General features: G+C 55.4%; 25 protein-coding genes and 3 pseudogenes. 16 read left to right on the top strand and 12 right to left on the bottom strand.

What is annotated here, in order from left to right:
* Positions 1-217: 217 nt before the first annotated feature.
* The 4 genes and pseudogenes from fabG to CP556_RS22555 form a co-directional block, all read right to left on the bottom strand.
* Complete coding sequence (fabG, locus tag CP556_RS22540; RefSeq protein ID WP_098727861.1) at positions 218-1,018, bottom strand: 3-oxoacyl-ACP reductase FabG; 801 nt, start codon at positions 1,016-1,018, stop codon at positions 218-220.
* Positions 1,015-1,611 (bottom strand): HTH domain-containing protein, encoded by a 597-nt coding sequence (locus CP556_RS22545; protein ID WP_098727862.1) that lies wholly within the window; start codon positions 1,609-1,611, stop codon positions 1,015-1,017. The genes fabG and CP556_RS22545 overlap by 4 nt, the downstream gene beginning before the upstream one ends.
* On the bottom strand, positions 1,598-1,813 hold the full coding sequence (locus CP556_RS22550; protein ID WP_098728249.1) for a helix-turn-helix domain-containing protein: 216 nt from the start codon (positions 1,811-1,813) through the stop codon (positions 1,598-1,600). The genes CP556_RS22545 and CP556_RS22550 overlap by 14 nt, the downstream gene beginning before the upstream one ends.
* Positions 1,814-2,179: 366 nt before the next feature.
* Positions 2,180-2,811: pseudogene (locus CP556_RS22555) on the bottom strand (IS6 family transposase).
* A 45-nt stretch (positions 2,812-2,856) separates the two neighbouring features.
* Between CP556_RS22555 and CP556_RS25585 the strand changes: the two are divergent.
* Positions 2,857-3,021: pseudogene (locus CP556_RS25585) on the top strand (SWIM zinc finger family protein); the annotation flags it as partial.
* 121 nt (positions 3,022-3,142) lie between these two features.
* On the opposite strand, the gene CP556_RS25590 reads toward CP556_RS25585, so the two are convergent.
* Together CP556_RS25590 and CP556_RS22565 are read right to left on the bottom strand one after the other, a co-directional pair.
* Positions 3,143-3,934, bottom strand: a complete 792-nt coding sequence (locus tag CP556_RS25590; RefSeq protein WP_176548316.1) for a hypothetical protein — start codon at positions 3,932-3,934, stop codon at positions 3,143-3,145.
* Positions 3,935-4,079: 145 nt separating this feature from the next.
* Positions 4,080-4,685 (bottom strand): hypothetical protein, encoded by a 606-nt coding sequence (locus tag CP556_RS22565; RefSeq protein ID WP_141551746.1) that lies wholly within the window; start codon positions 4,683-4,685, stop codon positions 4,080-4,082.
* A gap of 82 nt (positions 4,686-4,767) precedes the next feature.
* Between CP556_RS22565 and CP556_RS22570 the strand changes: the two genes are divergently transcribed.
* Together CP556_RS22570 and CP556_RS22575 are read left to right on the top strand one after the other, a co-directional pair.
* Positions 4,768-5,544 carry a formyltransferase family protein gene (locus CP556_RS22570; RefSeq protein ID WP_176548317.1) on the top strand — a complete coding sequence of 259 codons (777 nt, stop codon included), beginning with the start codon at positions 4,768-4,770 and terminating at the stop codon, positions 5,542-5,544.
* Between the two features lie 360 nt (positions 5,545-5,904).
* Positions 5,905-6,114 (top strand): DUF7979 domain-containing protein, encoded by a 210-nt coding sequence (locus tag CP556_RS22575; RefSeq protein ID WP_098728251.1) that lies wholly within the window; start codon positions 5,905-5,907, stop codon positions 6,112-6,114.
* On the opposite strand, the gene CP556_RS22580 is transcribed toward CP556_RS22575, so the two are convergent.
* Positions 6,111-6,383, bottom strand: coding sequence for a PadR family transcriptional regulator (locus tag CP556_RS22580; RefSeq protein ID WP_098728250.1), 273 nt, complete (start codon positions 6,381-6,383; stop codon positions 6,111-6,113). The genes CP556_RS22575 and CP556_RS22580 overlap by 4 nt on opposite strands.
* Before the next feature lie 450 nt (positions 6,384-6,833).
* Here CP556_RS22580 and CP556_RS22585 point away from each other — a divergent pair, with 450 nt between their 5' ends.
* From CP556_RS22585 to CP556_RS22605, 6 genes and pseudogenes are all read left to right on the top strand, one after another.
* On the top strand, positions 6,834-7,034 hold the full coding sequence (locus tag CP556_RS22585) for a hypothetical protein (RefSeq protein WP_098727866.1): 201 nt from the start codon (positions 6,834-6,836) through the stop codon (positions 7,032-7,034).
* Positions 7,031-7,336 carry a hypothetical protein gene (locus CP556_RS22590; protein ID WP_098727867.1) on the top strand — a complete coding sequence of 102 codons (306 nt, stop codon included), beginning with the start codon at positions 7,031-7,033 and terminating at the stop codon, positions 7,334-7,336. Before CP556_RS22585 ends, CP556_RS22590 begins: the two co-directional genes overlap by 4 nt.
* Before the next feature lie 28 nt (positions 7,337-7,364).
* Positions 7,365-7,496: pseudogene (locus CP556_RS27645) on the top strand (DUF7558 family protein); the annotation flags it as partial.
* Positions 7,497-7,579: 83 nt separating this feature from the next.
* Positions 7,580-7,882 (top strand): hypothetical protein, encoded by a 303-nt coding sequence (locus tag CP556_RS22595; protein WP_098727868.1) that lies wholly within the window; start codon positions 7,580-7,582, stop codon positions 7,880-7,882.
* Complete coding sequence (locus CP556_RS22600) at positions 7,883-8,395, top strand: PIN domain-containing protein (RefSeq protein WP_098727869.1); 513 nt, start codon at positions 7,883-7,885, stop codon at positions 8,393-8,395.
* Positions 8,396-8,426: 31 nt separating this feature from the next.
* The gene (locus CP556_RS22605) at positions 8,427-8,756 is read left to right on the top strand and encodes a DUF8158 family protein (protein ID WP_098727870.1); all 330 of its coding nucleotides are present in this window, start codon (positions 8,427-8,429) and stop codon (positions 8,754-8,756) included.
* Between the two features lie 146 nt (positions 8,757-8,902).
* On the opposite strand, the gene prf1 is transcribed toward CP556_RS22605, so the two are convergent.
* A complete protein-coding gene (gene prf1, locus CP556_RS22610) occupies positions 8,903-9,979 on the bottom strand; it encodes a peptide chain release factor aRF-1 (protein WP_098727871.1) in 1,077 nt (358 codons plus the stop codon).
* A 901-nt stretch (positions 9,980-10,880) separates the two neighbouring features.
* On the opposite strand from prf1, the gene CP556_RS22620 reads away from it, so the two are divergent.
* On the top strand, positions 10,881-11,777 hold the full coding sequence (locus CP556_RS22620) for a DNA-binding protein (protein WP_098727872.1): 897 nt from the start codon (positions 10,881-10,883) through the stop codon (positions 11,775-11,777).
* A 158-nt stretch (positions 11,778-11,935) separates the two neighbouring features.
* Here CP556_RS22620 and CP556_RS27030 read toward each other — a convergent pair whose 3' ends face one another.
* Positions 11,936-13,957 (bottom strand): HNH endonuclease, encoded by a 2,022-nt coding sequence (locus tag CP556_RS27030; RefSeq protein WP_098727873.1) that lies wholly within the window; start codon positions 13,955-13,957, stop codon positions 11,936-11,938.
* Positions 13,958-14,188: 231 nt separating this feature from the next.
* On the opposite strand from CP556_RS27030, the gene CP556_RS22630 reads away from it, so the two are divergent.
* Positions 14,189-15,355, top strand: a complete 1,167-nt coding sequence (locus tag CP556_RS22630) for an ISH3 family transposase (protein WP_098725114.1) — start codon at positions 14,189-14,191, stop codon at positions 15,353-15,355.
* Between the two features lie 136 nt (positions 15,356-15,491).
* Here the strand turns inward: CP556_RS22630 and CP556_RS22635 are convergent, their stop codons facing one another.
* Positions 15,492-18,023: an ATP-binding protein gene (locus CP556_RS22635; RefSeq protein ID WP_176548318.1), complete on the bottom strand. Its 2,532-nt coding sequence runs from the start codon at positions 18,021-18,023 to the stop codon at positions 15,492-15,494.
* 227 nt (positions 18,024-18,250) lie between these two features.
* Here CP556_RS22635 and CP556_RS22640 point away from each other — a divergent pair, with 227 nt between their 5' ends.
* From CP556_RS22640 to CP556_RS22655, 4 genes are all read left to right on the top strand, one after another.
* The gene (locus CP556_RS22640; RefSeq protein ID WP_098727874.1) at positions 18,251-19,174 is read left to right on the top strand and encodes a transcription initiation factor IIB; all 924 of its coding nucleotides are present in this window, start codon (positions 18,251-18,253) and stop codon (positions 19,172-19,174) included.
* A gap of 79 nt (positions 19,175-19,253) precedes the next feature.
* The gene (locus CP556_RS22645) at positions 19,254-19,766 is read left to right on the top strand and encodes a winged helix-turn-helix domain-containing protein (RefSeq protein ID WP_098728252.1); all 513 of its coding nucleotides are present in this window, start codon (positions 19,254-19,256) and stop codon (positions 19,764-19,766) included.
* Entirely contained in the window at positions 19,763-20,215 is a 453-nt protein-coding gene (locus CP556_RS22650) for a toxin-antitoxin system TumE family protein (protein ID WP_098727875.1), read from the top strand. The genes CP556_RS22645 and CP556_RS22650 overlap by 4 nt, the downstream gene beginning before the upstream one ends.
* Before the next feature lie 193 nt (positions 20,216-20,408).
* Positions 20,409-21,221, top strand: a complete 813-nt coding sequence (locus CP556_RS22655; RefSeq protein ID WP_098727876.1) for an SWIM zinc finger family protein — start codon at positions 20,409-20,411, stop codon at positions 21,219-21,221.
* 277 nt (positions 21,222-21,498) lie between these two features.
* Here CP556_RS22655 and CP556_RS22660 read toward each other — a convergent pair whose 3' ends face one another.
* Positions 21,499-22,716 (bottom strand): orc1/cdc6 family replication initiation protein, encoded by a 1,218-nt coding sequence (locus CP556_RS22660; RefSeq protein WP_098727877.1) that lies wholly within the window; start codon positions 22,714-22,716, stop codon positions 21,499-21,501.
* A gap of 446 nt (positions 22,717-23,162) precedes the next feature.
* A complete protein-coding gene (locus tag CP556_RS22665) occupies positions 23,163-23,288 on the bottom strand; it encodes a hypothetical protein (protein WP_098727878.1) in 126 nt (41 codons plus the stop codon).
* Positions 23,289-25,521: 2,233 nt separating this feature from the next.
* On the opposite strand from CP556_RS22665, the gene CP556_RS22675 reads away from it, so the two are divergent.
* The gene (locus CP556_RS22675; protein WP_098728253.1) at positions 25,522-26,949 is read left to right on the top strand and encodes an orc1/cdc6 family replication initiation protein; all 1,428 of its coding nucleotides are present in this window, start codon (positions 25,522-25,524) and stop codon (positions 26,947-26,949) included.
* Positions 26,950-26,980: the final 31 nt, after the last annotated feature.

Genomic DNA, 26,980 nt, shown 5'->3' on the forward strand with positions numbered 1-26,980 from the left:
GTTCGCCGTCTAAGATCGTCCCAGCGGTGGTGGTGCTCACGGAAGCGAGTCCGCTCCTTGATCTACCTCCAGTACATAGTCAGCTACTGGAAGCAGATCATGACCAAGCATGTAACCAATCCACATAGTCGTTCGCCTCACGATCGCAAGCCACCTACGGGGGTAGTTATGTTGCTTGGAAAGAAACTCGGATGAGGAGCGGATCAGAGGCTATTGCTTACAGATCAAGCCCGCCGTTGATGTCGATAACCTCACCGGTAATATAGCCCGATTCCTCGCTGGCAAGGTAGCGAACAAGCCCTGCAATCTCGCTCACGTGAGCGAACCGCTCAAGCGGGATATCCGCACGGAGATCGTCCTGAATCTCGTCCGGAATCGCTTCGACCATCTCCGTCAATGTGAAGCCGGGTGCGATACAGTTCGCCGTTGCTCCTGCATCCGCCAATTCGAGTGCGAGCGACCGGGTGAAGCCGAACAGCCCGCTTTTCGCCGCCGCATAGTTCGCTTGGCCGACGTTCCCCTGTTTCCCGATCACGCTCGAGATACTGATAACCCGTCCATCGTCGACGGTAGCTAAATCGTCGTAGAATGCCTTGGTGCAATTGAACGACCCGTGGAGGGAGACATCGATCACACGGTGCCAGTCCTCATGACTCATATTGGCGAGCGTGCAATCGGCTGTGATCCCGGCGTTGTTGACGAGGACGTCGATCGGCCCAAACGAGTCCTGAATTGCCTCGCGCATCGCATCGACCTCATCACGGTTCGTGACATCGGCTTGGACCGGATGGGCCGTTCCCTCGGTCTCAGCGTCCGTGATCACGTCAGCGACCTCGTGGGCGGCAGCCTCCGACGACCGATAGTTCACGATAACAGTTGCACCGTGACGACCCAGTTCACGTGCGATCCCGCGTCCAATACCACATGAGCCGCCGGTGACGAGACACGTCCGGCCCGCAAGTGGTTGGCGAGACGGCTGTTCCAGTTCGGGTGGCCGCTCTTTCTGTTTGACACTCATTGTTGTCGCTCCAGCAGGGGCTGCTGATCGTCCTGGGAATCATACGTGACGATCTCTCCTGTGTCTGTGTCGACTGCAGTAAGCCACTCGTCGACGGTGTATGTCCGCGCGGTGTCTGTCCGTAGCTGTTCCGTATAGGGGACAACTCCCTGGAGAGACGTTTTCTCCTGATCTTCCGCAGCGGCCTCGCCTTCGTAGAGTGCCAGCGCCACGATCGGGACACGTACGCGTTCACGCGGTTCGTCGGCGCTGATGCCGAGTGGCGACGAGGGAACCTCCTGTCGCCGGAACGCTGGCTCGAGCGTCACACCGTGTTGGTCGGCCCACCGCTCGAACTCGGCGATGAGCCCATGTCGTGTCGGCTTCCCTGTGTCGTCCGATTCGCCGACCGCATGGTGTTCCGGCGGCCACGGAACAATCTGACAGGTGCCAATCTGCCCGTGGTCGCAGAGTTGCTGCAGCCGTTCGACGATCGTGGTGATCGTCTCGGCAGTCGGTCCCGGAACAGCAGACCGTACGTAACAGGTAACCTGGAGGTCAGCCTGTGGACTGGTCGGGACGATCGGTGATTCGGCGAACTTACCGGCTGACATACCCAGCCTCCGTCCAGTGGACGAGATCCATCTCAGCAAGCGACTCGAGGACAGCAAGGAGCGTCAGTTTCGGCAACCCCAGGAGTTGCTGGAGGTCAGTCGCTGTCGCGTCCTCCATGATGAGCAGGGCCAGATAGACCAGTTTGGCCTGTGGTGATACGAGTTTATCCGGTACCGCGATCGACTGTTCACTCGTGGACATCACGGCTAACTGCCACGTAGGCATATTTAAATTCCGATGATATAAACAGGACCACAGTTGTCTATGAAACCACCCAATGGTACAGGGATAATTGGGCAATATTGAAGGAATATAAACTAGCTAAAGGTGGATACCTGACCCTTGATAACCTTACTCATAGACATTTCACTCTGTATAGGATATCACCTTCTAATCAAGGAAAGCAGCTGCCTATGACACTGATTGCGGACGTGACCAGTACCAGTAGAATATTCTCTCTGTACAAACAGCGATCACTCTCTCGAAAACCGATGAACTATTCCACGAGCTATCGAGACAAGGACTGGACACCTTGTTTGTTTCCGGCAGAGGATGGGTAGTGTTAACTTAGACATGATTCCACCAGACGGCGTGGGCCTGAAGCCAAGTTTCTGCGGTGGCTGGATCGACGTGGCTAAAACAGTTTGAGAACGAAGAGGTTCGTCGTTCTATCTCACGAAAGATACGTTCGACCTGATTTCTATAGCCGTGTGGCTGAATGCGGTAGCTGAGCCCTTCTCGGCGAAGTCCACCGATGAGATCGTCGGCGTCATCGACGAGAAACACGGCATCTTTGATGTCGTGTTTCTCGGCCAGCTCAGTGAGAAATTCTCGCGCAATCGCGATCGTATACGTTGGAAACAGCCGTGAATGCAGAATTCGATTGGTTGCTGGATCAACTGCGGCATACAGCCAGTACTGTTCGTCATTGATCCGGATCGCTTTCTGATCGACCGCGACTCGATCCGGGCTCCCCCCACCTCTGGGCTGTAGATCAGCCTTCTGCACCCAGTTATGAACTGCTGTCCGACTGCGCTCGACACCCAAATCCTCGAGAAGAATAACTGTATTCGAAAGTGATAGTCCTGCAGATGGTGGCGAATACCCTTTTCAATGATCGTACGGGGTGTCCGCTCTCGCTGCACAAACTCCAAGTCAATCCAGTCAGTAGATTCGGTGAGGCGGTCGGTTTCGGCCATGAGCATCCGAATCTTCGACCGCCTCATTCCTAAGTTAACACCACCAGCGAGAGCGGGAACACCTACACGGTCGATGTTGAGGCAGGGACGTGTACCTGCCCAGATTGGGAACAACGCCAGCCCACCGATGGTTGCAAGCATCTCAGACGTGTTGATCTCGAGATCCGAACTGGGCTCACCCCCGCTCCGGATGGGACGTTCAATCGATGACAGTAGTTGAGAAGACAATTTCTTTATTCAGAGTTGCTCAGGGAACTCGCGTTCAGTACAGGTAACAGAGTGAGCAGCTAGCTCGATCACTCAGAGCATCACGACAGACATACTCATCAGTCTAGCGACTCGGTTGACCATCTCTATCGCTCTTTTTTCTCTTCATATAAAGTTCCGTACTACCGAATAACACTAGACCCAAGGTTACGAACCACAGCACAATGGCTCCAAATGCAAACGGAAGAGAGGTAAACATCATTACATAGGGGTAGATAAACGATGCTACAACAATTCCGAATCCACCCTTTGCAAATGAAAGTACTCGATTCGGATGGGTATGGTAGTGAAACGTAGTGAACAGAATAAGGAATATGGAGTACAGTCCAAACAAGAACGCTTTGTGGAGAAAAACAAACATTTCATCAAGTGAAGAACCAGTAGAAAACGTTGCATCTGCGGTCCGGGTGAGATAGACATCGCCGTTGTCTTCTACAACACCATATTGCTCAGTACTGTCCGTCATGAAACCTCCTACTTCGACTTCTACCGTACGAGTCATCTCAGATGGAAAATCTGGTGGTTCCGAGTACTCATTGCAAATAAGAAGAAAATCAGCACAGATATTGACCTGCCCAAGCTCTTGCCAGCCATCAGATTCGCTTATAGGATGCTCCTTTGACTGTTGGAATGCTTGCTGTGCGCTAGGCGAAAGGTCCTCTACAGGCGTTGGATTAGCTGTGCGGAGACTTGGAGACTCCATAGTCTCGTTGAACGATTCTGTGGACTCGTGAGTAATCGCATACGATGAATCAGACTCGCTATACAGCGGGGCAAATGTACCGGGATAACCAATGCTCCCTATCATGAGAAGGATAACAAGCAATGGAAACAGAGGAATGGACCGGTTATTCATATCATGTTCCTTAATTTCAATTGATAAGTATTTTCTGTTGTGAATTTGGGATGTCTTTTTCTCTACTAACCGCTCAGTTCGCATCTGTAGTTACCGTTCAGTACAGCGAGACAGTTCAGCAGAGAGGTGACGACAGTAGTTGCCCTCAGGCTCTAACTCGCGCGATCTTGCCGTCTCGTAGCCACGCCTCGTATCGGTCCATGAGTCCGCGTGAGTCGCGCAGGCGGAGCAACGTGTGCGGGAAATCCCCCGGAAGCATCACGTCGAGAGTGTAGAGCGCTTCGTCGTCGAGACCGCCGTTCTCGCGGCGTGGCTGGACCAGCGTCTCACACTCCTTCCCGAACGCGGGCGCGTGGCCTGCCTGGTGGACGCGCAACACCTGCGGCGCGTTCGGGCACACGTACACCTCTTTTTCGAGCGTGTAGCCACGGAGACAACGCGTTTTCAGCCATACGCGCAGCCCGCGGACGAACGCCCCTGAGTCGATAGCTCGATCGGGGCCCCCGCCGGGGCCGTGGGGGGCGTCGAAGGCCTTGATGTACTGGTACCAGTCGAGTTCGTACTCGCTGAGTGCGGGGTCGTCGCGCTCTTCAGTTCCGGGTCCGTCTCTTGCTGCCTGGATCGACGAGATGGCCCAGTGCCACAGCGACAACACGGCGATGGCGAGGCCACCGGCGAGGAGGACACCGATAGCCCGACACACGTCTCTGAACACTGCGCGAAGGGCGTTGCCCTCGGAGGGTGGGGACATAGCTGCGCATTCGCAGCGGCTGGAATAGGCTTTGTGTCCACCGACCAGAAGATATATGCTCCTCAGGTTCTCTCCCTCGGTTGTGCGGGTCGTCCTGTTCACGAGTGCGGAACCGCTCTATCTTCCCAGGTACCTCCAGCCGCTCTTCGAGGCTCACGCCAATACTATCGACCAGGTCGTCATCGCCCCCTTCAACGCATCCCCGGCTGAGCAACTACGCTCGCAGGCAGGCATGTACGGTGCCCGCGCGGGTATCCGGATGGCGCTTCGCTACGGATGGAGTCGGGCACTTGATGCGTTGCCCGGGCAGGCCGCCCGTCGCGTCACCGGTCGGTATCACTCGGTTCCGGCGGTCGCGCGAACTTATGGCGTCCCCGTTGAGCGCATTCCCGACGTGAGTAACCCGGCGTTCGTCGAGTGTATGGAGGACCTCGCACCGGACCTTCTGCTCTCGATTGTGGCGGGCCAGCGACTTCCTGGGCCGGTGCTAGAGAGCGCTGACGACACAGTGAACCTCCACGGGTCGCTATTGCCGAAGTATCGGGACCGGGCGACCGCCTTTTGGCCGCTGTTCTACGATGACGACCGAACGGGTGTCACAGCACATCGTATGACCGAGCGCTTCGACGCAGGCCCGATTCTCGCCCAGCGGGCGTTCCCCCTCGACGACGCCGACACCGTCGATTCGGTGTTCCGTAAACTCGCCGAGGCAGGCGCCTCGCTCGGGGTCAAGTTGCTTGCCGCCTATCCCGAATTGCCAGTCGAGCGGCCCAACGAGACGATCCCGACAGACTACCATGGGGTTCCGGGCCCCGAGGAGCGACGGCTGTTCTACGAGCGCGGCAACGCATTTCTTTAGTGGCTCCTCTATGACCGATATGCGCCATGTGTCTTGCACGGGTACGAAAATATGATATCTTGGTATCAGGATTCACAGCGGTATCTATGCAGCTGTACTTATCGCGGGTTTCACGATTCCTTCTAAAGAGAGAAACCATGCTACTATCTTCTGACAATTACTCGATCAGAACAGTGAATTCGTCGTTAAATTCAACCGTCACAGTGTATCCAGCATACGGAAACTCGATCGTCCCGGTTCTATCATCAATGAATAGGTGAACAATTGGAGGGTTATACGATCCAAATGCCCCTTCTAAATAGACAGTCATTGATTATCATCGGAGAAATATTGAAGACGTTCCAATTGATACTGTGTAGTATGAGTCCAAGACTCACGCTCGAACCGGTTGACACTGTCCCCTCAGACTCCCAAGTATGCCACTACGACGAACTAAGTGAAGACGCGAAAGAAGAACTCCCTCTCCTCACAGTCTCTGATGATGTCTGTGTCGATGGATCAATTGCAAACGGGTTCCAGAACTGTGATCTCGTGAAGTACACCGACTACTACGAGGTCTCTGTTGTCTAATCGATAAACTGTTCCTCCCACCGCTGTCTGTCCTCAATTGCTTTCTCTCCCTTATCTGCAATTGCATAGTAGTTCGTTCGCCTGTCGAGTTGCCCTTTCTCAACCAACTCCTTGTTGACGAGCGTGTCGAGGTTGGGATAGAGCCGTCCATGGTTGATATCGGCGTTGTAGTACTGTTCAACTTCGTCTTTGACGTCCTGGCCTGATGGTTGGTCTGCGCCTGCGATGACATACAACAAGTCGCGTTGGAATCCTGTGAGGTCGTCCATTTTGTCGGGTTCCATTGAGGATAGTGTTTGTTATCCATCCGACATCATATTGTAAGCCCACTGTAGTTGCCAAATCTGGCGGCTCGGTTTCAGAATTTTTCTAAATAAAGAAACCGTGCTACCATCTACTGATACATTGCGAGTTGAACTGGTAGCTCGCTCGAGACGGTTTGTCGTCCCAGAGGGGTGCGGGGGCTCGACTGAAGCCCACTGCAGCAATCCATGCGAACAACTGATGTAGCAACAGCGTCATCAGACGCGGAGACGACTCAGTTCCTGAAGCGAGGTATCGCCAGATGACCGACGGCAACGCGTGTCGGATGCCGAATTGTTCGGCACTCACCCGTGATCGGGGAGGATACGCTGGCCGGTTCTGTTCGGACAGCTGTGAGTCCGGTACGACCACCTGCAGGCGGACGCTCGAGACGCGACTCAGGAGGCTACATCCTGATGCTCGAGCAGATCGACCACCGTGGCAAGCGCTTCACGATCGATGACGACGATGTCGTCGATGGCGAGAGAATCGACCGCTGTCGTCGGGCGGATCCCCTCGAACGGCAGGCCCAGCGAGAATTCCGCGAACTCGAGCGTGCGAAAGCGGTCGCTGGGCCAGCCGGTGCGAATCCCGACGTTGAGGTGCTCGACCGATGACGCCAGACGAGCCCGATCCACAGGACGTCCCTGAGTTTGACCGAGCTCTCGGTGTCGACGATCCGGTTCCCGACTCGGAGGACGGTGATCAAGGGTATCACCCAGAACGTGGTGCCGTGGATGGTGGGCAGGTTCCCATCGACGATCTGCACGAGGCACTCCTCAAGGCCGAACGTGCTCTCAGCGAGATCGATGAACAGCTCCCCGACCCACTGACGCTCAACAGTTCGCTCACCGAACTACGCGCTACTGCAGACGCGTATGCTCGGCTCGATTCTGAGCACCGCAACGGTGGGGACTAGGTCGCCGTACGGAGCGTAGCCGCTCGAGATCTGTGACGACTGTGCCGTCCAAGAGCCTCCCGATCCCAACAAGCCGGATCACCACACCTACGATGAGTGTGGACTCGTCGTTAAAACGCTCGCCGCACTCACGCGGTTTCGTGTCGAGTTCGGGCATCTCGTGGATGAGTGACGCTCGGCCGAGTGAGGCTCACATCGTACACACGAAAACGGCTAAGTGCGTTGGCTCACAATGTACACATCATGAGCACCGATAAGAAGCGCGTGCAGTTTCGGGCCCCCAATCGGCTCATCGACCGGGCCGACGCACTGGCCGCAGTCCTCGGGGAAGACCGAACAGACGTCCTCGTGACCGCGCTTCGGGAGTACCTCCAAGACGCCGCTCACGACGACGCACTCACCCAAGAGATCGCCACCGCCTATTACGACGACGAGATCACCTTCGATCAACTCAAAGCACTCGTCGGCGCCGAGGAGGCGGCAAACCTCCGAGTGTTGAAACAGCAGTTGGAGGAGGATTTCATCGACGAGGTCGCCGACGCATAGATGTCGCGGCTTATCGCAGACGCCTCTGCCCTCGTGAGTCTCGGGATCGTTACTGACGACGACCCCGATCCACTCGCACTCTGTCTCTCCCGGTACGAGGTCGTCGTCCCAACAGCGGTCATCGATGAAATCCAAGAGATCGCTTCCTACGATGACATCCATGGACACGCCGCGTCCGCCGTACTTGACCAAGCAGAGTCATTCACGACACAGTCGGTCGAACTCGATGCCGAGTTTCCACTCGATGACGGTGAGAACGCGGCGGTCACGCTCGCGAACGATCTCGATGCTGCGCTCTTCCTCTGTGACGAGTTCAACCAACTTGGCTTGATCCACGCCTCACTCGCTGATACCCGACTCGTCACGACACCGACGCTGCTCTCGGTTCTCGTTCGAACTGAACACCTATCAGCTGCCGATGCGCGGCTGCTCCTCGATGAGATTAGCAACGCCCGTAGCTGGGGCGCGAACAGTTACGTGCAGCGAGCTCGCTCGTTGCTCGAAGAGCCCTGACACCGTGGAGGATACTTCGAAGTGAACAGGAATGCCCGATAACAACGCTCTCTACGACGTTCGTGAACGAACCAAGAATCCCGAGCACGCATCAGTTGACGATGTAGTCGAACTCGTGCTCGAACGCGCACAGCATCCCCGGACGGAGCACCGGGACGCGCATCTCGACGAGATGATGGCTACTGTCGTCGACAGGTACGGGACCGACTCCGTCCGAACCGTTATCCAACGTATCCTCGTTGACCACTACCCCTTTCGAACTGCCACGCACGACCTCGAGATGCGCAACGTAGATGGCATTCGTATCGGGACGGCAGCCGGCCAGTTCCTTACAGAATTGAACGCACAGGACGACGGTTGAGACCGGTGTGAACGATTCGTGTCTCCAAGAGCGACACCGCAGCCGCCCGGTTTACGGCCATTCGAGGTCGTCTGCGCGACCGATGACTGCCTCTAGACCCGTACACTGGGACGCTAGAACCGCTATGGCGTCCAAAACTACTCGGCTTAGTTAATACGGAACCGGAGGAGCGCTCCAAGGCCCCCGAATGCAGTATCGAACTGAGCACCTCGATCTGTGTCAGTCGACACAACGAGACACTCACCGCCTTGGTCAGTCGTCGCTGCCTCCAGTTCACGAATCTCCGCTGGTGGCCGTGCGTCGGAAACGAGAAGGACGTCGACTGCTCCATAGTCGAGGGCGGTTTGCGTTTCATCAGCTCCGTAGGCGACATCTCCACCCTGTCCCAGCGCCGCGAAGAATCGATCGAGAGCTTCCCGTTCCCGTCGGCGCTCAGCATCAGACAGTACGTCCTCGGCACGCTCAACGAGCTGCGAGAGACCCTGCTTGGTCGCGTACTCAATCGGATAGACGCCTAGTATGTGGTCCCGCAACTCGTGGTGGAGATAGTCACCCTGCTGGAACTCGTCGACGGTGATCGTCGTCCCGCCGAGGATGACGCCATCGACAGTGGGCTCATCGAGGAACGTCTGCTCGGCAGCGTCGGCGACCTGCTCGAAGAACTCGTGTTTCTGGCGGTCGCGCTCACGTTCGAATCGCTGCGCACTCTGACCGCCAGCACGGGATTTTCCCATCACTTGGCTCTCGAAGGTCCGACTGGAAACGATGCGTTCGCCAGCGAGGCGACCGAGGGCGGCATGGCCCCGTTCGAGGACAACCAGACCGTACACCTCTGACGGGGTGAGCGCCTGCTCGACGGGGGTAGTCTCGAATTCAGCCGCACAGCGGTATAGCGAGACGTCGACGGGGACGTCGAGATCGTCGAAGACGGCATCCTGCAGCTCACCGTCGACGACACCAGCGTAGATGACAAGGCCGCTTGGTGGTGTCTCTTCGTACGCTTGGAGGAGGCGTCGGATGCGTCCGAGAGCGTCCTGGACGTGAGTTCGTGTCTGATCGGATTTGATGTTCGCAGCCTGTGCATATTCGCGGTCGATGCGCTCACGGACCGCATGGAGTGATTTGTCTGGCGGGACGGCCACGGTGATGAGCTCGGTGCCCTCGCCACGGTAGTTTGTGAGCTGGTCGATTCGATTGCGGAGTTCGTACTCGGTGGTCTGCATTTGTCTCGGTGAAAGCGGCGTCGCTGCTCGATGAGAAGGCGATACACCCGCCGGCGCCGCTACCAACTACGAAAGAACAGAGCAAGCGCTCATCGTCCGCACGTTCACCTGTTGCACCGGCGGTGTGTGGTGCATACTATGTCGTTCGTGACGGTGCAGGATAATGCTTCCGTCGAGACGGCAGGCGGTGGCCGAGAACGGATAGAAAGCCCTCGGCCGCTCGGCATCCCGCGACCCACGCTGCGCTCCTCGTGCCTGTGGTGCTTGCGGAGTCGGGGACGTTCACGGCGCTCTGCGCCGTGAGCTCGGGAGACGTAGTCTCCCGGTGACCGAGACGGCCTCGCCCTTTCTGAGTCCACCAGGATGTCGGCTGTGTGACTGAGCGTCGAGCCCGGTTGAACAGGTTCTTTGTTACGGCCCGCCCCGCTCGCCGCTTCCGCCCTCTGCGCCGCTCGCGACCGACCATTCCGGGCGTGCGGGCGCTCTACGCACCGCGAGCGCCCGTTCCGAGCTAAAATGTATGTGCCCTCGACGCCAGCGGGTATCCCCGTCGGTTGCGCCCCTTGCGGGCTTTCGCGTTCCAGCGCTTTGTGCCGCCTGCGCTGTCGCGCGCCGCCGTGTGGCGCGCGTTCTCGGCGACAGTCGCTCTGGACACGGTCCCACACATCGGGCCGGACACGAGCGGGCATATCCCGCTGGACGCTTGCTCCGCGCGGGTCGGCGCGTGGTTCTGGTTGGGTGACCTTCCTTTGGCGCTCTCGCTCGCGCCCCAAGGGGCGCTCACGAAGGCGCGAGCGAGAGCGCGTAGATGGTTCTGTCGGGCATTGTCGTCGAAGAACCGCGATGTAGGAGCATCGCGGTGTCGGGCGCGTGAGCGCCTTCGGAATTTTGGAGAATTCCAATGTCAAGTATCAACGTTACCACTGATGTAGTTTCAGTCGATGAACAGGCATTCGAAAAAGCGGACGAAGCGAAGGTCGATGAAGACGGCCTCGAGGTCGTCGATGAGACGCCGGAATTCCAGGCGACGGTGCAGATGGAGGTGCAGGCAAAGGTCGATGCGAACCACCCGGACGGGATGGTCGACACCAGTGAAGAGCGGATCTACGGTGCGACCCTCGAACAGGAAGAGCGCATTCGGGCGCGAGAGGCTGAACTGGAGCGCATCAGTGCCCAGGCGGAGATGGGGACGCAAGAAGGTCGGGAAAAGCGTACGCGAGACATCGCAGCGAAGCGGAGTGCTGAGTGGCGTGCAGAGTTCCAGAAGCGGGCGGCGAGCGTGGACCCGTGGGCGGACCCAGAGCGGGACGACCCTCGTGCAGAACTGACGCAGAAGCAGTTGGCGGCGGTGAACAAGCAGTCGATGCGGCTGGCGGAGAAGCTGGGTGGCTGGTCGCGAGCAGCGATTGGCCGGCGGCTGGGTGAAGCCGTCGTCGGTGGGAAAGACCTGATGAGCGCGGTCGTTGGGGTGTTCGAGGAGTTGCAGACGGCGCCGGGACAGGTAGTTCCCATCGGGATGCTCGAGGACGTCAATCGTAAAGAGGTGAGCATCGAAGGTACTGTGACGCAGTTGTGGGAGCCGTCAAGTTCAGCCATTTCTCAAGTGGGAATCATCGAAGACGAAAGTGGGCGAACGAAGCTGACGTCGTGGGTCGCAAGTGACCAACCCTGGATCGAGGAGGGCGAGCGTGTTCGCATTCACGGGTCTGCGAAGAACTGGTACAACGGGCGCGTCTCGGTGGCTCTGACCGGCTGGACCACGGTCCACTTCCCTGAGCGCGGTCGGTGGTGGGAGTAGCCGGTCGTCGCACCCTTCTTTTTGCTACGTGCCGGACCGACCCAAACCCCACCTCCCCGCCCTCCGCTCCGTGCTCGCTCACTTCGCTCGCTGCGCGCGCAGCCACAACCGTTCTTGAAAGCCAAGGGGCACCGATACGATTGCCAAGAAGCAGACAGCTACTCATCGAAGCCGTGGGATTGGCGATGATATTTGAGATACTGTGAATTTGGATAATGTTGAGGGTTATCCGGGAGATGAAGTGATTCTCCGTGATGTCTACTGAACTCTCCATATCCGGGCACGGACTCCCAGTCACGAACGAGGATCTCGTAATCATCTGAAACAGCGATCCACCCCTTCTCAAACGCCCAATGATGGAGACGACACAATGCAATGCCATTCTGAAGGGTGTCAGGACCACCATCGCTAACCGGTCGAATGTGGTGAGCCTCGACCTCCGGTAGTCCATCTTTGGTCTCTCGTCGCGCTCCACAGATGGCACATGTCCTATCATAAGCACCCCGCACCTTTTTCATAAATTCCCCATCTCGAACCGTACGTGTTGTAGAGGTGCGTCGCCGTGATACCCTCTCTGGTGGGTCATCGACATCAGACGGCTCAAATTCGTTCTCTATGGACTGCTGGTCCCTCGCTTCGTCCTTCCGTTTGTCTGTGGAGGCAGAGTTGGAATCCTCAATAGAGGTATCTTGGGAGGATCCTGAAGACAATGATGAACCAGTATCAGCAGACGCTGATTGATTCTTTCCGCCGACACCACTTTCAGAGGCGTCTCCAGCAGTAGCAAACCCTTCCTCCTCACTTGAGGTTGTGATTGAAGGTTTCTCATCGGAATCTTCACTGGTTGCCCCTGCTGGATATCCTCGCTCCCCTGGATCGTCGCTGCCAGTACCAGAATCTGTCTTGGATTCAGACCCAGTGCTTTCCTCAGCTGTTTCAGCAGAGTCTTCCTCAGATCTGCTCGAGGACTGTACTGCTGCCTGGATTGAGTGCCGATCGATATCAAACGTATCGAGGAACGAGTTCAGGAACCGTTCACGTTTGCCGAGAGCACCTGATAGAATCGATTCCAATTCCTCTGCCGCCGATGCAGACAAGGATAGCTCATATGGGAGGCGCCGGGTGAAGGCCTGTAATGAGCTTGTTCCCTCGGTTCGTCGAATCGTATTTTCTGATCGATCCAAGTAGCAACGTACCTCGAATTCTTCAGTTATCGGCTCTCCCTTTGTGGACAGATACTGGCACTCAATCGTTTCATGAACGATTACTTGGAAATCAGCAAAGATGTCGAGGAGTTCATCGCTTGCTTCCGTATTCTGATGAGCCGAACAGAAGCTGTAGGCAACAGTAAAAAGCTGCGAGAACTCTTCAGATTCGCAGACAGGGCCTTCCTCAGAAACAACAACATTGTGACCCGTCAGCGACAGCGTCGTAGTGTCAGCAAGGTTCTCAAGCTCAAGCAGCTCCCACACCTCAGCGACTGTCTCGTTTGTATAATCCCTACGGTCATACGGCTTCACGACCTCATCCGCGATATCTGAACGAAGATGCTCTCTGATGGTTTCATTGTCGCAGAAATAATCCAACTGATCAAGCGCCACCAATTCATTTGACAGCGCCAACAGGCACTGATGGGACAATTTCTCCCGGACCTCTGCCTCAAGTCCCTGGAAAGAGGTTAGTTCAGAGGCCTCACTAACGAGTTTACGAACCGTTCGTCGCCAGACGACATCCCGATCGTCGTCATCATCCCAAGCTACATCGGCAAGAGAATCAAGATAATCCGAGATTTGTAGGGAACTTCGAACACCGACCGTATTGAACAGCTCCTCATACTTCCCGTACTCCGATTCGATTGAGACGATGTACGACCCTATGTCCTGACCATTCCAGACGACTTCATCAGGCGACCTGAACTGCGGATTTTTATGCTCAAGATAGATGAACCGTGCATTAGATAGCGCCTCGTGTATTTTTTCTTCTATATCGGACCCAGCGTCCAAAAGTCCCTGCTGCAGGGTATCAAGCCGACTGGTCAGCTCCTGCCGGATAGTTGGCGGGTCAGCATCACCCCAAACGCTTGGCGCATTAGATAACTGTTCAAGGGTCACGTCAATGCCGAGCTTTGTCTTAACCCCAAGCGGATCAAGATAGGGACTGTCCGTTGAGGCAATATACATCTGTGGTGGCTGGTTCGCAGTCGCTGGATTTTCCACTAAGAGTGTTCGTGGTGGAGCAAGAGTCTCATCCTTTGTTAGACACCAAGATGTGTTTCGGAGTAGATCACCAAATGTCGAGTAACGATCCGTCTGGGTCGGTTTCGCTCGATATGCACCACCCCTACCACGCTTTGTGACGTAGTATCAGTACCTCACAAAGCCGGTTAGTTAGAACGTCTGCTTGCTGAAGGTGTGTTCAAGACCCAACAAGCAGACAATGAAATCCACGAAGACGAACTCCTTAACTTTCTCGTCAACCGGCTTGACGAGGAAGTTTCGCTCGGCCTTTCGAAAAACGCTGAAATAGATGCTGAGGTCATCTACGAGGTCCTCGTCGGCGCGTGCGCCGACGGGACCTCGGTCTCTACGTTATGTGGCTCTAGCGAGAACTCACCCGCAGCGAACACGATTCTCTATCATCTGCGGACGAAGTTCGAGCCGGAACGGCTCGAACGAGTGGCTAACACACTCCTTCGGCAGGATGTCGTCGAATTGCTCCCCGAGCAGGTGGAGGTCTGCGCAGACCTCCACCTGCGACCCTACTACGGTGACGAAGCCGACACAGACGGCCTCTACCACTCCGAGGCCAAGCGCGGAACCACCGCCTTCCACGCCTACGCCACACTCTACGCGCGTGTGAAGAACAAACGCTACACGCTGGCGGTGCGCCGTCTCGAAGACGGCGACACCGCCAGCAGCGTCCTCGCTGAGTTCCTCGGCGTCCTCGACGGCCTTGACACCGAAGTCAAGGCCGTCTACCTCGATCGCGGATTCTACGACAGCAAGTGTCTCACGTTACTCCAGACGCACAACTACGCCTACGTTGTCCCGATTATCCGGTGGGGTGAGACGATTCAGCAGGAACTCTCGGAAGGATGGAGTCGCGTCATCAACCACGACCTGACAGGGAAACTCGACGGTCACAGCTGGACCGTCGAGTTTCCGGTCTACATCGACTGTACGTACCTGAACGGACGGTACGACGAGAACGGCGTGGCGCGTCACGGCTACGCCGCTGACGCACCGTTCATTGACACGCCACGCGACGCTCGATACCATTACTCGAAACGCTTCGGTATCGAGTCGAGCTATCGCTTGTCCGAGCAAACGATAGCGACGACAACAACGCGAGACGCGACGGTGAGACTGCTGTACGTCGTAGTAAGTCTGCTGTTGCAGAACGTCTGGCGGTATCTCCACCACGAATACGTGGCGACGCCCCGCCGAGGCGGGCGCCGCCTCTGGTGGTGGCCGTACAAGGAGTTTATCAATATGGTTCGACGGGCTGCGTGGACGGCCCTCGCGGTGCGTCGGGCCGTCCCCGCGAACCGGCCACCAGACGACCGGTTCCACCGGTAGTCACCGACCAGGAACGCCGCCTTGTGAGTGGCTACGCTGTCGCTGTCGGCGGCGGTCAGCCGCCGACGCGACAGCTCCGCCTTCGAACAGCGTTGTTCAACCGCTATCGGCGACTCATCACAACAGAACAGGTGACTCAGGTCAGGTGAACTGGCGATGCTTTGTGAGGTACTGAGTATAGGGGACGGTGGAGCTTTTCTTCGTAGTATCCCCAGTACTCCTGTAGCATCTGGTCAAATGCTTTTGCCCGGTCAAGTTCCGAATCCGTGTTCTCCGAAAATTGGTTCAGCACATCGCGGAACCAGTCACACGGTACATAGTCAGAGAGAGAATATCGGCGGTTCTGGGGAAACCATTGGTCTTTTGAACCGCCCTTCTTCCGCGAATCTGGGATCGACCAGTCCGCTTTCGTCGAGGCTTGAGCAAAATCAGAAAGCGACTCAACTAATTCCTCTTTGAGCGTATAGAATGCCCGGTCTCTTGTGGCTAGCTCCTTGACTGGAAGGTGCTCAAAAACACCACACTTGATGAGGAATTCCTTCCATCTCTCGGGCTGGCTCTCACCGGTGAGCGACACATACTCCTCTGAGATAAATGTCGCATCTAACCCATCAAGTACCCTCTCAAGACTGTATCCACCATCTGAAGAGGTGCCTTGCTCTCGGAAGTAGCCATCAGGTAAGAAAATATCGGATCTGGACGGGTTGCGATAGACAGTATCGTCAGCACCATCTCGAACACGGAACTTCAGATCGACATATTTCCTTGCAGTAGCCCACCGGTTTTTATTTGAGAAAATGTACTCTAAGTGAGTATCCAAAGTGGCGTCATCGGTGCTCTCTACACTATCAAACGCGTCGGCTACAATTTCCTCCAAGACGATCTCTGAGCCAATCGTCTCAGTCCCCAGGACTTGAGAATAGAATTTGCGAGCTCCCTCAACTATTTCTGATGGCTTTGCGGGGTACTCCTCAGGTATCGAAGCAACATCAAGCTGGACTAATCGGAACTCGTCCTCAAATATATCATATTCCTCTCTACCTCGTTTTGGGGGCAGTAACGGACTATCCTCAACTAGAGAGACAGCAATCCGTTTACCACTTTCAAGCGGAACTAATGGCGTCTTTTTGACGACACTCTCAAAGCCATTCCGAGCATCCGTCTTATCACTAAATGTGCTAAGATTCCTGTATTCATCATCCCAGTACTCCCAGAGAGCTGCAGCAAATACAAGAAGATGAGCAGTGCTTGCCCGAGAGAAGTCTTCACGAGCTGAATCTTCGCTTTGCTTCAACAGACTCTCGACCGAAACCTCCTCAATAATACTACGACCACGTAGTGTGGAAAGCAACGATTCGTCCATCGATTCTGCAGGATATTCAACAGCCCTTCCAAGAAGATGCTTCACATCAGACTTGGTGAATACATTTTCGACGTGGTATGTCGGTACGACAATAGCCCCAGGCCGATGGTATCCTCCATCCTGACCCGGGATTGAATCCTCATCGTTCAGCGCTTCCACAACCGCATCTTTTGCGGCAGAAGTGTGATCCAATCCATATTTTTGCGATGGTAACAGCCGGAGATGGCCGACACGTTCAGCATTCAGATCCCGATAGTGCTCAACGATCTTCCGAAACGTATCTCCAACACGATAAAGCAGCCACTGATTATACGCACCATCCCGCCAAGCTAGCGCTTTCCGGCTCGGTTCCAATAGAAAATCCGCATGGATATCAAATGGGAATCCTGAACGTTCATCAGTTGGTAGGAAATTGAATAGATAGCACTCCTCCGCCTCAGAGAGGGGACGATGCTGGTCATCAACCTCAAAAGAGACCGTGACTGAAACCGGAGACTCTCGTATTGTCTCTATATCGTCTATCTGCCGGACCTCAGCCAGCTGCTCAAAAGCTTCGCCAGAGGGGGTATCATCCGTCCTAAAGACTAAACGCCGCTCGAATATACTATCATCCTTGTAGATGATTCGCTCAGGTGAATCAGACTTCGATTCCCGATGATAGACAGTTGTGCTGTTTCCCTGTGTGACCTCAATCTGGGAAATGTTACGGAGATAGGTCAGAAGGCGATAAACCTCATCCAGACGATTTTGAAGCTCGTCATGCTTCTTTGAGGAAAGATCGTCCTTGAGTGGGAGTTCGATTTCAGTGCCATTGATCGGCTCAGCACCATCAAGGATTCTGGGTACGGTCAGCTGCTCAGCATCGAACTCAAAGTGGAAGTATCCAGATCGGATCCGTGGATTTTCTGAGATGCTAAAAACCGACTTAAATCCAAGTCCAAAATGACCGATATACTCGGGATCGTGCTTTGTACTTTCACCGGCTGCACAAAGTGTATCCACTTCCTCGGTCTTCACTGGTCGCCCATTATTCCGGATTCGAAGCATATCGTCCGTTAACTCAATCTGGACCGTGTCACAAGGTTCGACATCATCAGCATTCTGAATGAGCTCTGGGAGGACCTGGGCAGGGTGGTCTAGCTGTCGCTGAATATAATCGTGGAAACTCTGTGTTCGGTTTTGTCGACGCTCAAATTTATCCTCAACAACTCTGAGTTCTTTATCACGGATATCTTTCAGCAGTCTCTTGGCCTCCTCTGCTGAGTCAGGATGATCCGCGAGATGTTTAGGGTCCTTCAGTTGCAAGTTAGCAGTGTGTTGACTGTCTGCTGATAAAACCGTTGTCCACAGTACCGTTGTCAATATCTGGTGTTTGCAAATACTACTGTTTCGCATAATGAAGCTGTAAAAGGAGAGCTAGTAAACCTCTCACTCGGCCTGTGAAAATGGCGTGATAGTCTGGAATTGTTTGTTAGCCCCTCAATGAATGAGGGGCTCGCTGTAATGGCGAGTCTCCAGTAATCGTGAGCACAATGACAATTAGAGATATCTACGGAACTTGCTTCGACGAAAATGTCCAGACAGAGTCAAGCAACCAATGCCCCGAATGCGACGGACGTGTAACTACGAACTCGGTCGAAACGGTCTGTGAGGATTGTGGCCTGGTCATCGAGGAAAGTCGAATAGACCAGGGGCCAGAGTGGCGAGCGTACGACGAGGACCAGCGAAAGCGGACAGGTGCTCCACTTACAGCGGCACGTCATGACCGAGGGCTTTCGACCGAGATCGGTCGCGGGAAAGATGCGAACGGGAACGAACTCTCTGGACAAAAGCGCCAGCGGCTATGTCGAATGCGGCGGGAACAGAATCGTGGTCGGTTCCAGTCGAAAGCCGAGCGAAATCTCGCACACGGCTTAGGTAAAGGTCGAAGAATCGCAAGCGTCCTTGAGCTTTCAGGTTCGGTCCGTGACCAGGCGTGTCAGCTGTTTCGGAGCGCTCAAACCGAAGGTCTGCTTCGAGGCCGATCAATCGAGGCGATCGCGGCAGCAAGCGTTTACGGGGCCTGTCGCTGTAACGGCCACTCACGGTTACTCGACGACGTCGTCGACGCGGCACGCGTTGAACAAGCGAGAATCACGAACGCGTACAAGACGGTGAATACAGAATTCGGACTGCCGACCCAGCCCGTTCGCCCTAGCGAATTCATCCCCCGGCTTGCATCAGAACTCGATGTTCCAGCGTACATCCGACAGCGAGCTCGGCGGTTGGCTGAACAGTCGGAATCGACAGGAGCAGTGTCGGGCGTCAAGCTATCTGGATTCGCAGCTGCCTGTCTGTACAAGGCGGGTCGCGAAGAAGGATGGTGGCTGACGCAGGCGGAAGGCGCTGCGGCGGCGAGCGTCACTGCAACGACCATCCGGTCGCATCGAGACACGTTAGAGGTGCAGGTAGCCTGACAATGCACCTGTACAAGCACCGTTGGAAGGAATAGTTTCCTCAGGGAATTATTTGTTCATGGGGTGCGTAGCACCCAGTATAACCGAGTCGTGGGACGACATCAACGAGCAGGTCAAAGCGGACTGGAAAGAGGATACTACGCCATTCGAGCGGGTGTGCGAAATCGTTGAGCAAACCCACGACGGGCAGTCGGCAGCCGAGATCGACGACCGCGCCCTCGTAAGCGAACCGACGGCACGTCGACACTGCAAGACGCTCGTGAACACGGACTTCGCCGAGACGGAGCAGGACGGCCAAACGACGCTGTACAAGCGAAACAGCGACCGGGTTTTGATATTCCGGATCCGCGAGCTTCGTGAGGAAGTCAATCGGCCGGAGTTGCTCGACAGCATCAAGGAAATGAAGGTCGAGATCCGGCGCTATGAGGACCGCTACGACGTGGTGTCACCCGAAGAGCTCAGCCAGCAACTCGACGCCGACGAGACGGAGGGCTGGGACGACCTCACCGCGTGGCGAACGACGCGGCAGAACCTCGCCGTCGCCCACGCGGCACTTGCCTACGACGAGGCCAGACACCAGCTCGCTGTGTGAGCGAGAACGGCCGACCCGGCGAGTTCGGACCGATCTATCTCCCGGCGCTCCAGCGGATTCGTGACCTCTGGCTCGAGCTTGAGCCGGTAGTCGACGCAACCTCGTACGATGACGTCGTCGCACCCACGGAACTGCAGATCAGTCTCGGCGACGGTCTTGGAGGCGCCGACGCTGCGCGACTCGATATCCAGTGGAGCGAACTGGGGATGTATTCGTTTCATTACGTCGATAGCGAAGACGTCAACTGGCGATTCGATCGCCACCCGAATACACACTCACCCGAAATCCATTTCCAGCCTCCTTCCGAGGCCGCCACGACGACAGCCGAACCGTCCTGTATCGACGTGACCGAGGTGTCACTCGTCACTCGTGCAGTCCATGCGATGTGGCGAGCAGCGTACGAGGACGATGACCTAGATCGGCTGAATAGTGCGTCAAACCCACCGTAAATGACTACCGCGAAAGTCTATAAGGATCTCACCATTGAGACACGTAGCGGTATCCCGTCGCGCCCGTAGTATTGTTGATGCGGTACTACAACAGTATCGCGGCTTCTCTCAGAGCGAGAGCGTTCCGATCTGGAGCGAAAGCGAGATCGACACACCGGTTTTTCCCGCTCGCGCTGGAATACCGTCCACGCACATGGACGTAACCGAGGACATAGTTCGGGATGTCTGCACGGACGCGGTCTTCGAGCGCGGCGAACGATACCTTTCTGAGGGCCGTGTTCATGAGATTCACCGCGTCGACACCACCGTAACCGCCGTCGTGAGCGGCAGCCGTCAGTACGATGTCCGTGTTGACCTCGCCGCCGACAGGTTTGCCCCGTGGTGCGACTGTCCATACGACGGGCCGGGAACGTGCAAGCACGTCGTCGCCGTGTTGCTTCGGTGTGTTGACGACCGTCCCCCAGACGAAGGCGATCGACTCGATGCCGCACTCAACGGTGCCGATGCCGACGAGCTCCGCGCGTTCCTGCGTGAAGAACTCGTGATCGATGCGGACCTCCGCGATCAATTTCTCGCCCATGCCGGTGGGTCAACGAGGCGGTCGGTCAGCGAACTTCGCACCTCGATCGATCGGCGGTTTGAGGAGACGAACCCTGAGTACGACGTCGTTTTCGAGCCGATCGACTTCACGGAGTGGTTTGATCTCGCGAACGAGTACCGCAAGCAGGAGCAGTACAGATCAGCGATGATCGTCTACCGGGCACTTATCGAGTCGCTTGACGACAACATGGAGCGCGTCGACGGCGCATACGACCACTTCTCGAGTGCGTTCAGACAGGCACTCGACGGGTACGTCGACTGTATCGTGGCCACGGAACGCGACGCCGACACGGTCACAGACGCCGTCGCATTCCTCGATGAGCGAGCGGCGTCGGGAACGCCGTTCCTCGCGGAACACTTCGAGCGGGCAGCGGCCGAGCTCCGAGAAAAGGTGGGCGAGTCCTGATTGAGTGTCCACACCCCTTCGTGTCCAGTGTCTTCTCATAATCTGCGAACCGAACTGCACCCTACCCCGCTATGTCCAGTGTCTCGGATAGTTCAAGAGTAGCAGGACACCCCATCGTGTCCAGTGTCTTTACGGCCATTTCGGTACTCGGATGACTACCCCAGTTTGTCCAGTGTCTCAGACTCCTCGAGAGTAGCAGGACACCCCACTCTGTCCAGTGTCCAAATCACCAGCAGGCAACAGAATATACCCCATTGTGTCCAGTGTCTTTCGAGTGTCAGAGGTCCTGATCGAGACGCTGCTGAACGGCGTCGGTTACCCCCACCATGTCCACTGTCTCGTCGAGAGCTTCGAGTAGGAGATCGGGATTTGTGTCGAGAGCATACTCGTAGTACCGACCACCCGATTCACCTCTGTTCCGCTCTGTACGACTCGCAATCCCTAACATCGAAAGCTCGCCAAGATGGTCACGCATCCGTCGGGGAACGAGCGGGTCAACTGCAGCTCGACCACAGATAATTTCGTATCGATCCTGCACGTCACGCGCCCGAATCGGTGTATCACCCTCTTCGTGTAACATCAGGAGGGCGTACAGCACGAGATGTCCCTGCTGGGTGAGACCAGCAACGCCGTCGACGATTCGACTCCGCTCGAGGGACTCTCGAGCCTGGTCAACGTGGTCGACGGTTACCCGCGTGGCGTCCTGTTCAACAGCCACGTCCCCTGCTTCCATAAGCAGATCCAGACTTTGTCGGGCGTCTCCGGCGTCTTTAGCGCCGAACGCTGCACACTTCGCGATGACTTCATGCGGCACGACATCGTCGAAAAACGCGATATCAGCGCGTTGGCGAAGGATATCTCGGAGCTCATTCGCATTGTAGGCAGGGAACTGGAGTTCTTTTTCGCACAGGCTCGACTGGACTTTCGAACTCAGCGACTCGCGGAATTTGAAGTCGTTTGAGATACCGATGATTCCGACCTTTGATTCCTCCAGATTGCCGTTGGCTCGAGCGCGTGGGATCTGGTACAGAATTGAATCATCGTCGATGTGATCGATCTCGTCGAATACGATGATGACGGTGCTGCTGATCGCGTCGAGTTCCTCCCAAAGCCATTCGTTTACTTGTCGTCGGGGATATCCAGTCGGCTTCAAATGATCCTCTGGGTCGCGGAGATCGTTGATCAGTTGAATCGCGACCTGATAGCTCGTACTCAGATCCTCGCAGTTCGTACGGATAGTCATGAGATCGACATCGAATTTAGCCGCGTCATCTTTGAGTTCCCGAAGGAGATAGCGCGTACAGGCGGTTTTCCCGACGCCGGCTTTGCCATAGAGAAAGATATTCGCAGGCTGATCGCCGTTGATGACGGGCTGCAGGGCCGAAATATATTGCTGTAGCTCTTCATCGCGACCGACAATCTCCTCTGGTTGGTAATCTTCCCGGAGGACATCTCGCTCCTGAAAGATATCCGTGTCAGGCTGGAACAAGCTCATAGTGATCTTGCCTTAGCGTGTTTGGGAACCAACATAAAACCACCGCGTCGAGTGTGTCCAGTGTGTCTAGTGTCCCGTTTCCTACCCCTCTCCCCCACCCCACTATGTCCAGTGTCTTCCCGGAATAGCAAGGGGGACTCCGTTGATGAAGAACTTTAAACGTTAGAAAAATTTAAGTTGTCTATCCACAAACTAGTCCGAACGGTAGCTAGCACAGTAGTGAGTGGATGGATTTCTTAGGTTGAAGTGACTACAACAGCTTTCCGATCAAACTGGCGCGCAAAGACACTGGACATGATGGGGTGGGTGTGTCTACAATTACCGACTTCGAAAATCGGAATTGTGTCCCTAGTGTTTCGAGTTCTGCAAGGTACTCCTATAGCAGCCACTGAAACGATTCACACACTGATCGTACAGCTGCCGTTCGATCAGGCGTGCAATGACTTTCAGTGGCTACTATAGACAGCCCGAGTTGAGACCGGATCGCATCCTTCCCAGTCACACAACACTTCGTAGGGTTCGCTAATCTTTCGTGTCCGCACAGGCGTCTCGCCACGCCCCTTGAGCAACATTAAAGCCCACAACACGAGTCACCTGTCAGTCTGGAGTAGATGTCTCGAGAGACCGCGCTGGACGTGACGCTTGAGGACTACCTCAAGTCATCGGAATAGCTGATACACTGTTGGTATACCGCAGGTGTCGAATGAAACCTTCCACCAACTAAAGAAGTGAGAGAGAAGGCCCACACCCTGGGTGTCGAGTGTAAACTACTGAATTTATGCATTAAAACCGGTATATAGCCCACTCAGGAACCCGGTAGATGGAGCTCAAAGTCTGTTCTTTTCTGGCTGTGAACCCCGGCGGATACATTTCGATACGATATGTGTTCTTTCGAAACCACTCTATTCTGAAAATGAGGGGGAGAGTCTGTTATGACTCGAGATAGTCCGTCAACGTCACGTCAGTGCAGGCTCTCGAGTTATCGTATTGTTCTCGTCTGCTGTCTTTGTTTCGTGGCAGTACATACACAGCCGCTAGAGACTCGACTCCTCGAGTGGGTAACCACTGTCTACGATCCGTTCGATGCGATCGACCTCCGCAAGTAGCAAACGCCGGTGGCTGAGTTCCTCGATCGTGACATCGGCCGGGCACTGGGAGAAACCATAGATCTCAAGTCCGTGTTTCCGGCTGCGTTTGCTGATTTTGATCAGCATCTGGCCCGTCTCGTTCAACCTGCCGCTCTCAGGAATGTACTTAGATGCTAAACTCAGTCAGTGCGACAGTGATGAGACAGTCATCTCTGTATTCGAATTCAGTCAGCCCCGGCACTGACCGCTTGATCGCATATAATTGTAGTACGACGGCGAGAACACTAGCGAGAAATTGCCGAGCAAGATTGGTGCCCCACTATTTCTAACAAGGACTACTCCCAATACTATAAGTGACTAGCCATACACAATCAAAATGGAAGCTGCGCTCCACGTCGCCGCGGGGGTATGCGTTGAAATGCCCCGGGTGCTGAGACACCCGAAGCGTGGCTTCCAATCCCTTACCTGGGATTTGAAAGCCATGTTTCGCTTACTTCTGGCGGGATATAAACGTCCCGCACGAGAGTTGTATCGCACTCAAGTAGCCGTCGACTCCAACAGTCACCGCTCGAGGTGGCCATGAGCGAGAAGCAACAGTCAGAAGAGGACGGAAACTGGTCGCTACCGTCGTGTCCGCATTGTGGGAAAGCGGTGATGCTGGTCTACACACGCGGTCCGATGGACCATATCGCGTCGCCGTGTGGCTGTCGAGTAGCGTCGCCAGACCTCTGAGAAAGACTCGGCCATCGACGCGATTGAGACCGCCGTGCCACATATTTTGGATCGGCGGGACGAAGGCAAGCAGCAGTGAAGACTATCTCTGATCGGACTCAACAATCAATTGGCTAGTTGCATCGTTCTTGCAAAGGAAACTTCAAACAGAAGGGGGTTCGGACACCCCTCTATCGATGTGTTTCTGAGAGACGGTCTCTTACACATCGAAGAACTGCTTCGAGAAGACCGGATCGAACGGTGAAATACATCTCAGAGGTCAATTTTCGAGAGTAGGCGGGATCAGCTGCCAGGACACACACCGTTATCGAAGTGTGTCTCGGATAGTTGCTTTGGACGGTGTTTTCTCCGAAGGGGAGAAACAATCTGACTGAGAGATTCTGACTGAGAGATACTCAGGGATAAGGCGGCACAGACACCCCTCTATCGATGTGTTCTCACTGTGGGTATAGAAGTGATAAAACGACGAGTGACTGGAAGAATCGAGGCTTCTAACCAAGGGTTGAGACCGGTAACCGTGGAAAATTGGACAGAGAAGGACTGAGAGGGGCTATTTACTGGTCACTGTTTTCGAAGAGAATTGATGAATCTCATGATCAAGGCGTCGAACACATCGAACACTTCGATAGAGGTGTGTGTGAGTGTTGTTCTAGAAAGCTAGAAGAAGAGAAAGAAAAACATTGGAATGAATTACACCGATTTGCTAACCAATCAACTCTCTTCCGCGAGATCTAGCGATACCATCGCTCTCGATCATTCAATCCCATCGATCGACCCCCTCCCCTTCGAGGCGTCGAACACATCGATAGAGGGGTGTCTGTCTCAACACTCCCCTCTCTCATAACACATCGTCGGCCGTTTTTACTACCTTGAGGGCTCGCCGTCTCAACTGGGTCAAATCGCCGGATATCATCCGTCTAATCGGAGAAATACACATCGACAAAGGTGGGCAACACTTTTGGTCCCACCCTGTATGGGTCACCGTATGGATGACTTCGAGGATCCTCGAGATGAGGCGGGGACATCGAAGGACGAAACGATGGAGGAGGACATTTCCTCATTCGAGTCTTCAGCGCCTGAGATATCTTCATCCTCGAGTAACTCGCCGTCGACCAATGGTTCACAATCGATCGAGGATATGTTGCTGGAGTTCGATCAGCAAGAGGGACTCATTCGTGATCGGTCGCTTCTCGATCCGAATCACATCGTCGAAGAGGATCGAATCGTCGGTCGCGACGAACAACTCCAGGAGGTTACGAAGATGCTCCGCGTCGCTCTCGGGGACAACCGTCCGCCGAATCTCTTTCTCTATGGTCCCTCGGGGACCGGTAAATCTCTCATCACCAAAGCCGTTTGCAAGAACATTAGCGCGATCTGCGAATCACGTGACATTCGCTTCGGGACGATCGAAGTCAACTGCCAGGATCTCGACACCCTCGGCGTTGCAGTCTACGAACTAGCGAGTCGCGCTGCGGATGAAGCTCTCGTCGAGGTCGAGGTTCCGAAACACGGCGTCGCGACGAAGGAAAAGTGGGACGAACTTTATCGGATCGTCAACAAGAACTTCGATTCAGCAGTGTTCGTCCTCGATGAACTCGATATGCTCGTCGGTCGACGGGACAAACAGGAGCCGGCGTTCTCCCGCCTCCTCTATCAACTGTCTCGAGCCGGTGCAAATAATGAACTCACTGCGCACGTCTCAGTCGTCGCGATCTCTAACGATACGAAGATGATGGAGTCCGTGGGGAGTCGGGCTCTGAGCTCCTTTACCCCCGAAGACGTCCACTTTGACGATTACGATGCGAATCAGTTGCAGTCGATTCTTCGTCGTCGACAGGACGCCTTCTATGACGACGTTCTTGACGAGGACGTCATTCCGCTGGCGGCTGCCTTCGCAGCGCAGACCCACGGCGATGCTCGCAAAGCGATCGATCTCATGCGCGTCGCCGGTGAACTCGCTGAACGCGAAGGTGACGAAGGTGTTCGTGAAGCGCACGTCCGTGAGGCGCAGGACAAAGTCGAGAAAAACCGCGTCCTCGAAGTCGTTCGAGGTATCAGCACACAGAAGAAGCTTTGTCTCTATGCGACGGCAGCTGTCGCTGCCGAAACGGACGATGAATCCGCACGTAGTACGACCGGCTACCGGGTGTATCAGTTCCTCACTGACGCGATCGAGGCCGACCAATATCACCAGGAGACCTACGTTAACAAGATGAAGGAGATGACGACATACTCTCTCGTCGACTTCGAACGACGAAGCCATGGACCGAGTTCGGGGATGTTCCTCGAGTTCCAGTTCGGCGAGCGTCCCGAGACGATCCTCGAAACGCTTCGCGAGGACTCGCGTATCGACATGGTCTCCGGGGACGAAGTCTCGACCGTCGTCAAAGCACAGGTTAGAAACGAGAACTGAGCCTCCGGTACTACCGGGAACCATCCGTCTG

Origin of the sequence: Natrinema sp. CBA1119 (genome assembly GCF_002572525.1) — an archaeon.
Taxonomy (GTDB): Archaea; Halobacteriota; Halobacteria; order Halobacteriales; family Natrialbaceae; genus Natrinema.

Excerpts from the sequence above, each read along its gene's own strand:
- CP556_RS22675 (WP_098728253.1), top strand. The coding sequence starts at position 25,522 with ATGGATGACTTCGAGGATCCTCGAGATGAGGCGGGGACATCGAAGGAC.
- prf1 (WP_098727871.1), bottom strand. The coding sequence starts at position 9,979 with ATGCAGACCACCGAGTACGAACTCCGCAATCGAATCGACCAGCTCACA.
- CP556_RS22550 (WP_098728249.1), bottom strand. The coding sequence starts at position 1,813 with ATGTCCACGAGTGAACAGTCGATCGCGGTACCGGATAAACTCGTATCA.
- CP556_RS22580 (WP_098728250.1), bottom strand. The coding sequence starts at position 6,383 with ATGGACGACCTCACAGGATTCCAACGCGACTTGTTGTATGTCATCGCA.
- CP556_RS25590 (WP_176548316.1), bottom strand. The coding sequence starts at position 3,934 with ATGAATAACCGGTCCATTCCTCTGTTTCCATTGCTTGTTATCCTTCTC.
- CP556_RS22640 (WP_098727874.1), top strand. The coding sequence starts at position 18,251 with ATGACAATTAGAGATATCTACGGAACTTGCTTCGACGAAAATGTCCAG.
- CP556_RS22590 (WP_098727867.1), top strand. The coding sequence starts at position 7,031 with ATGACGCCAGACGAGCCCGATCCACAGGACGTCCCTGAGTTTGACCGA.
- fabG (WP_098727861.1), bottom strand. The coding sequence starts at position 1,018 with ATGAGTGTCAAACAGAAAGAGCGGCCACCCGAACTGGAACAGCCGTCT.
- CP556_RS22655 (WP_098727876.1), top strand. The coding sequence starts at position 20,409 with ATGGACGTAACCGAGGACATAGTTCGGGATGTCTGCACGGACGCGGTC.
- CP556_RS22565 (WP_141551746.1), bottom strand. The coding sequence starts at position 4,685 with ATGTCCCCACCCTCCGAGGGCAACGCCCTTCGCGCAGTGTTCAGAGAC.
- CP556_RS22620 (WP_098727872.1), top strand. The coding sequence starts at position 10,881 with ATGTCAAGTATCAACGTTACCACTGATGTAGTTTCAGTCGATGAACAG.
- CP556_RS22660 (WP_098727877.1), bottom strand. The coding sequence starts at position 22,716 with ATGAGCTTGTTCCAGCCTGACACGGATATCTTTCAGGAGCGAGATGTC.
- CP556_RS22545 (WP_098727862.1), bottom strand. The coding sequence starts at position 1,611 with ATGTCAGCCGGTAAGTTCGCCGAATCACCGATCGTCCCGACCAGTCCA.
- CP556_RS22665 (WP_098727878.1), bottom strand. The coding sequence starts at position 23,288 with ATGTTGCTCAAGGGGCGTGGCGAGACGCCTGTGCGGACACGAAAGATT.
- CP556_RS27030 (WP_098727873.1), bottom strand. The coding sequence starts at position 13,957 with ATGTATATTGCCTCAACGGACAGTCCCTATCTTGATCCGCTTGGGGTT.
- CP556_RS22600 (WP_098727869.1), top strand. The coding sequence starts at position 7,883 with ATGTCGCGGCTTATCGCAGACGCCTCTGCCCTCGTGAGTCTCGGGATC.
- CP556_RS22595 (WP_098727868.1), top strand. The coding sequence starts at position 7,580 with ATGAGCACCGATAAGAAGCGCGTGCAGTTTCGGGCCCCCAATCGGCTC.
- CP556_RS22585 (WP_098727866.1), top strand. The coding sequence starts at position 6,834 with ATGCTCGAGCAGATCGACCACCGTGGCAAGCGCTTCACGATCGATGAC.
- CP556_RS22605 (WP_098727870.1), top strand. The coding sequence starts at position 8,427 with ATGCCCGATAACAACGCTCTCTACGACGTTCGTGAACGAACCAAGAAT.
- CP556_RS22575 (WP_098728251.1), top strand. The coding sequence starts at position 5,905 with ATGAGTCCAAGACTCACGCTCGAACCGGTTGACACTGTCCCCTCAGAC.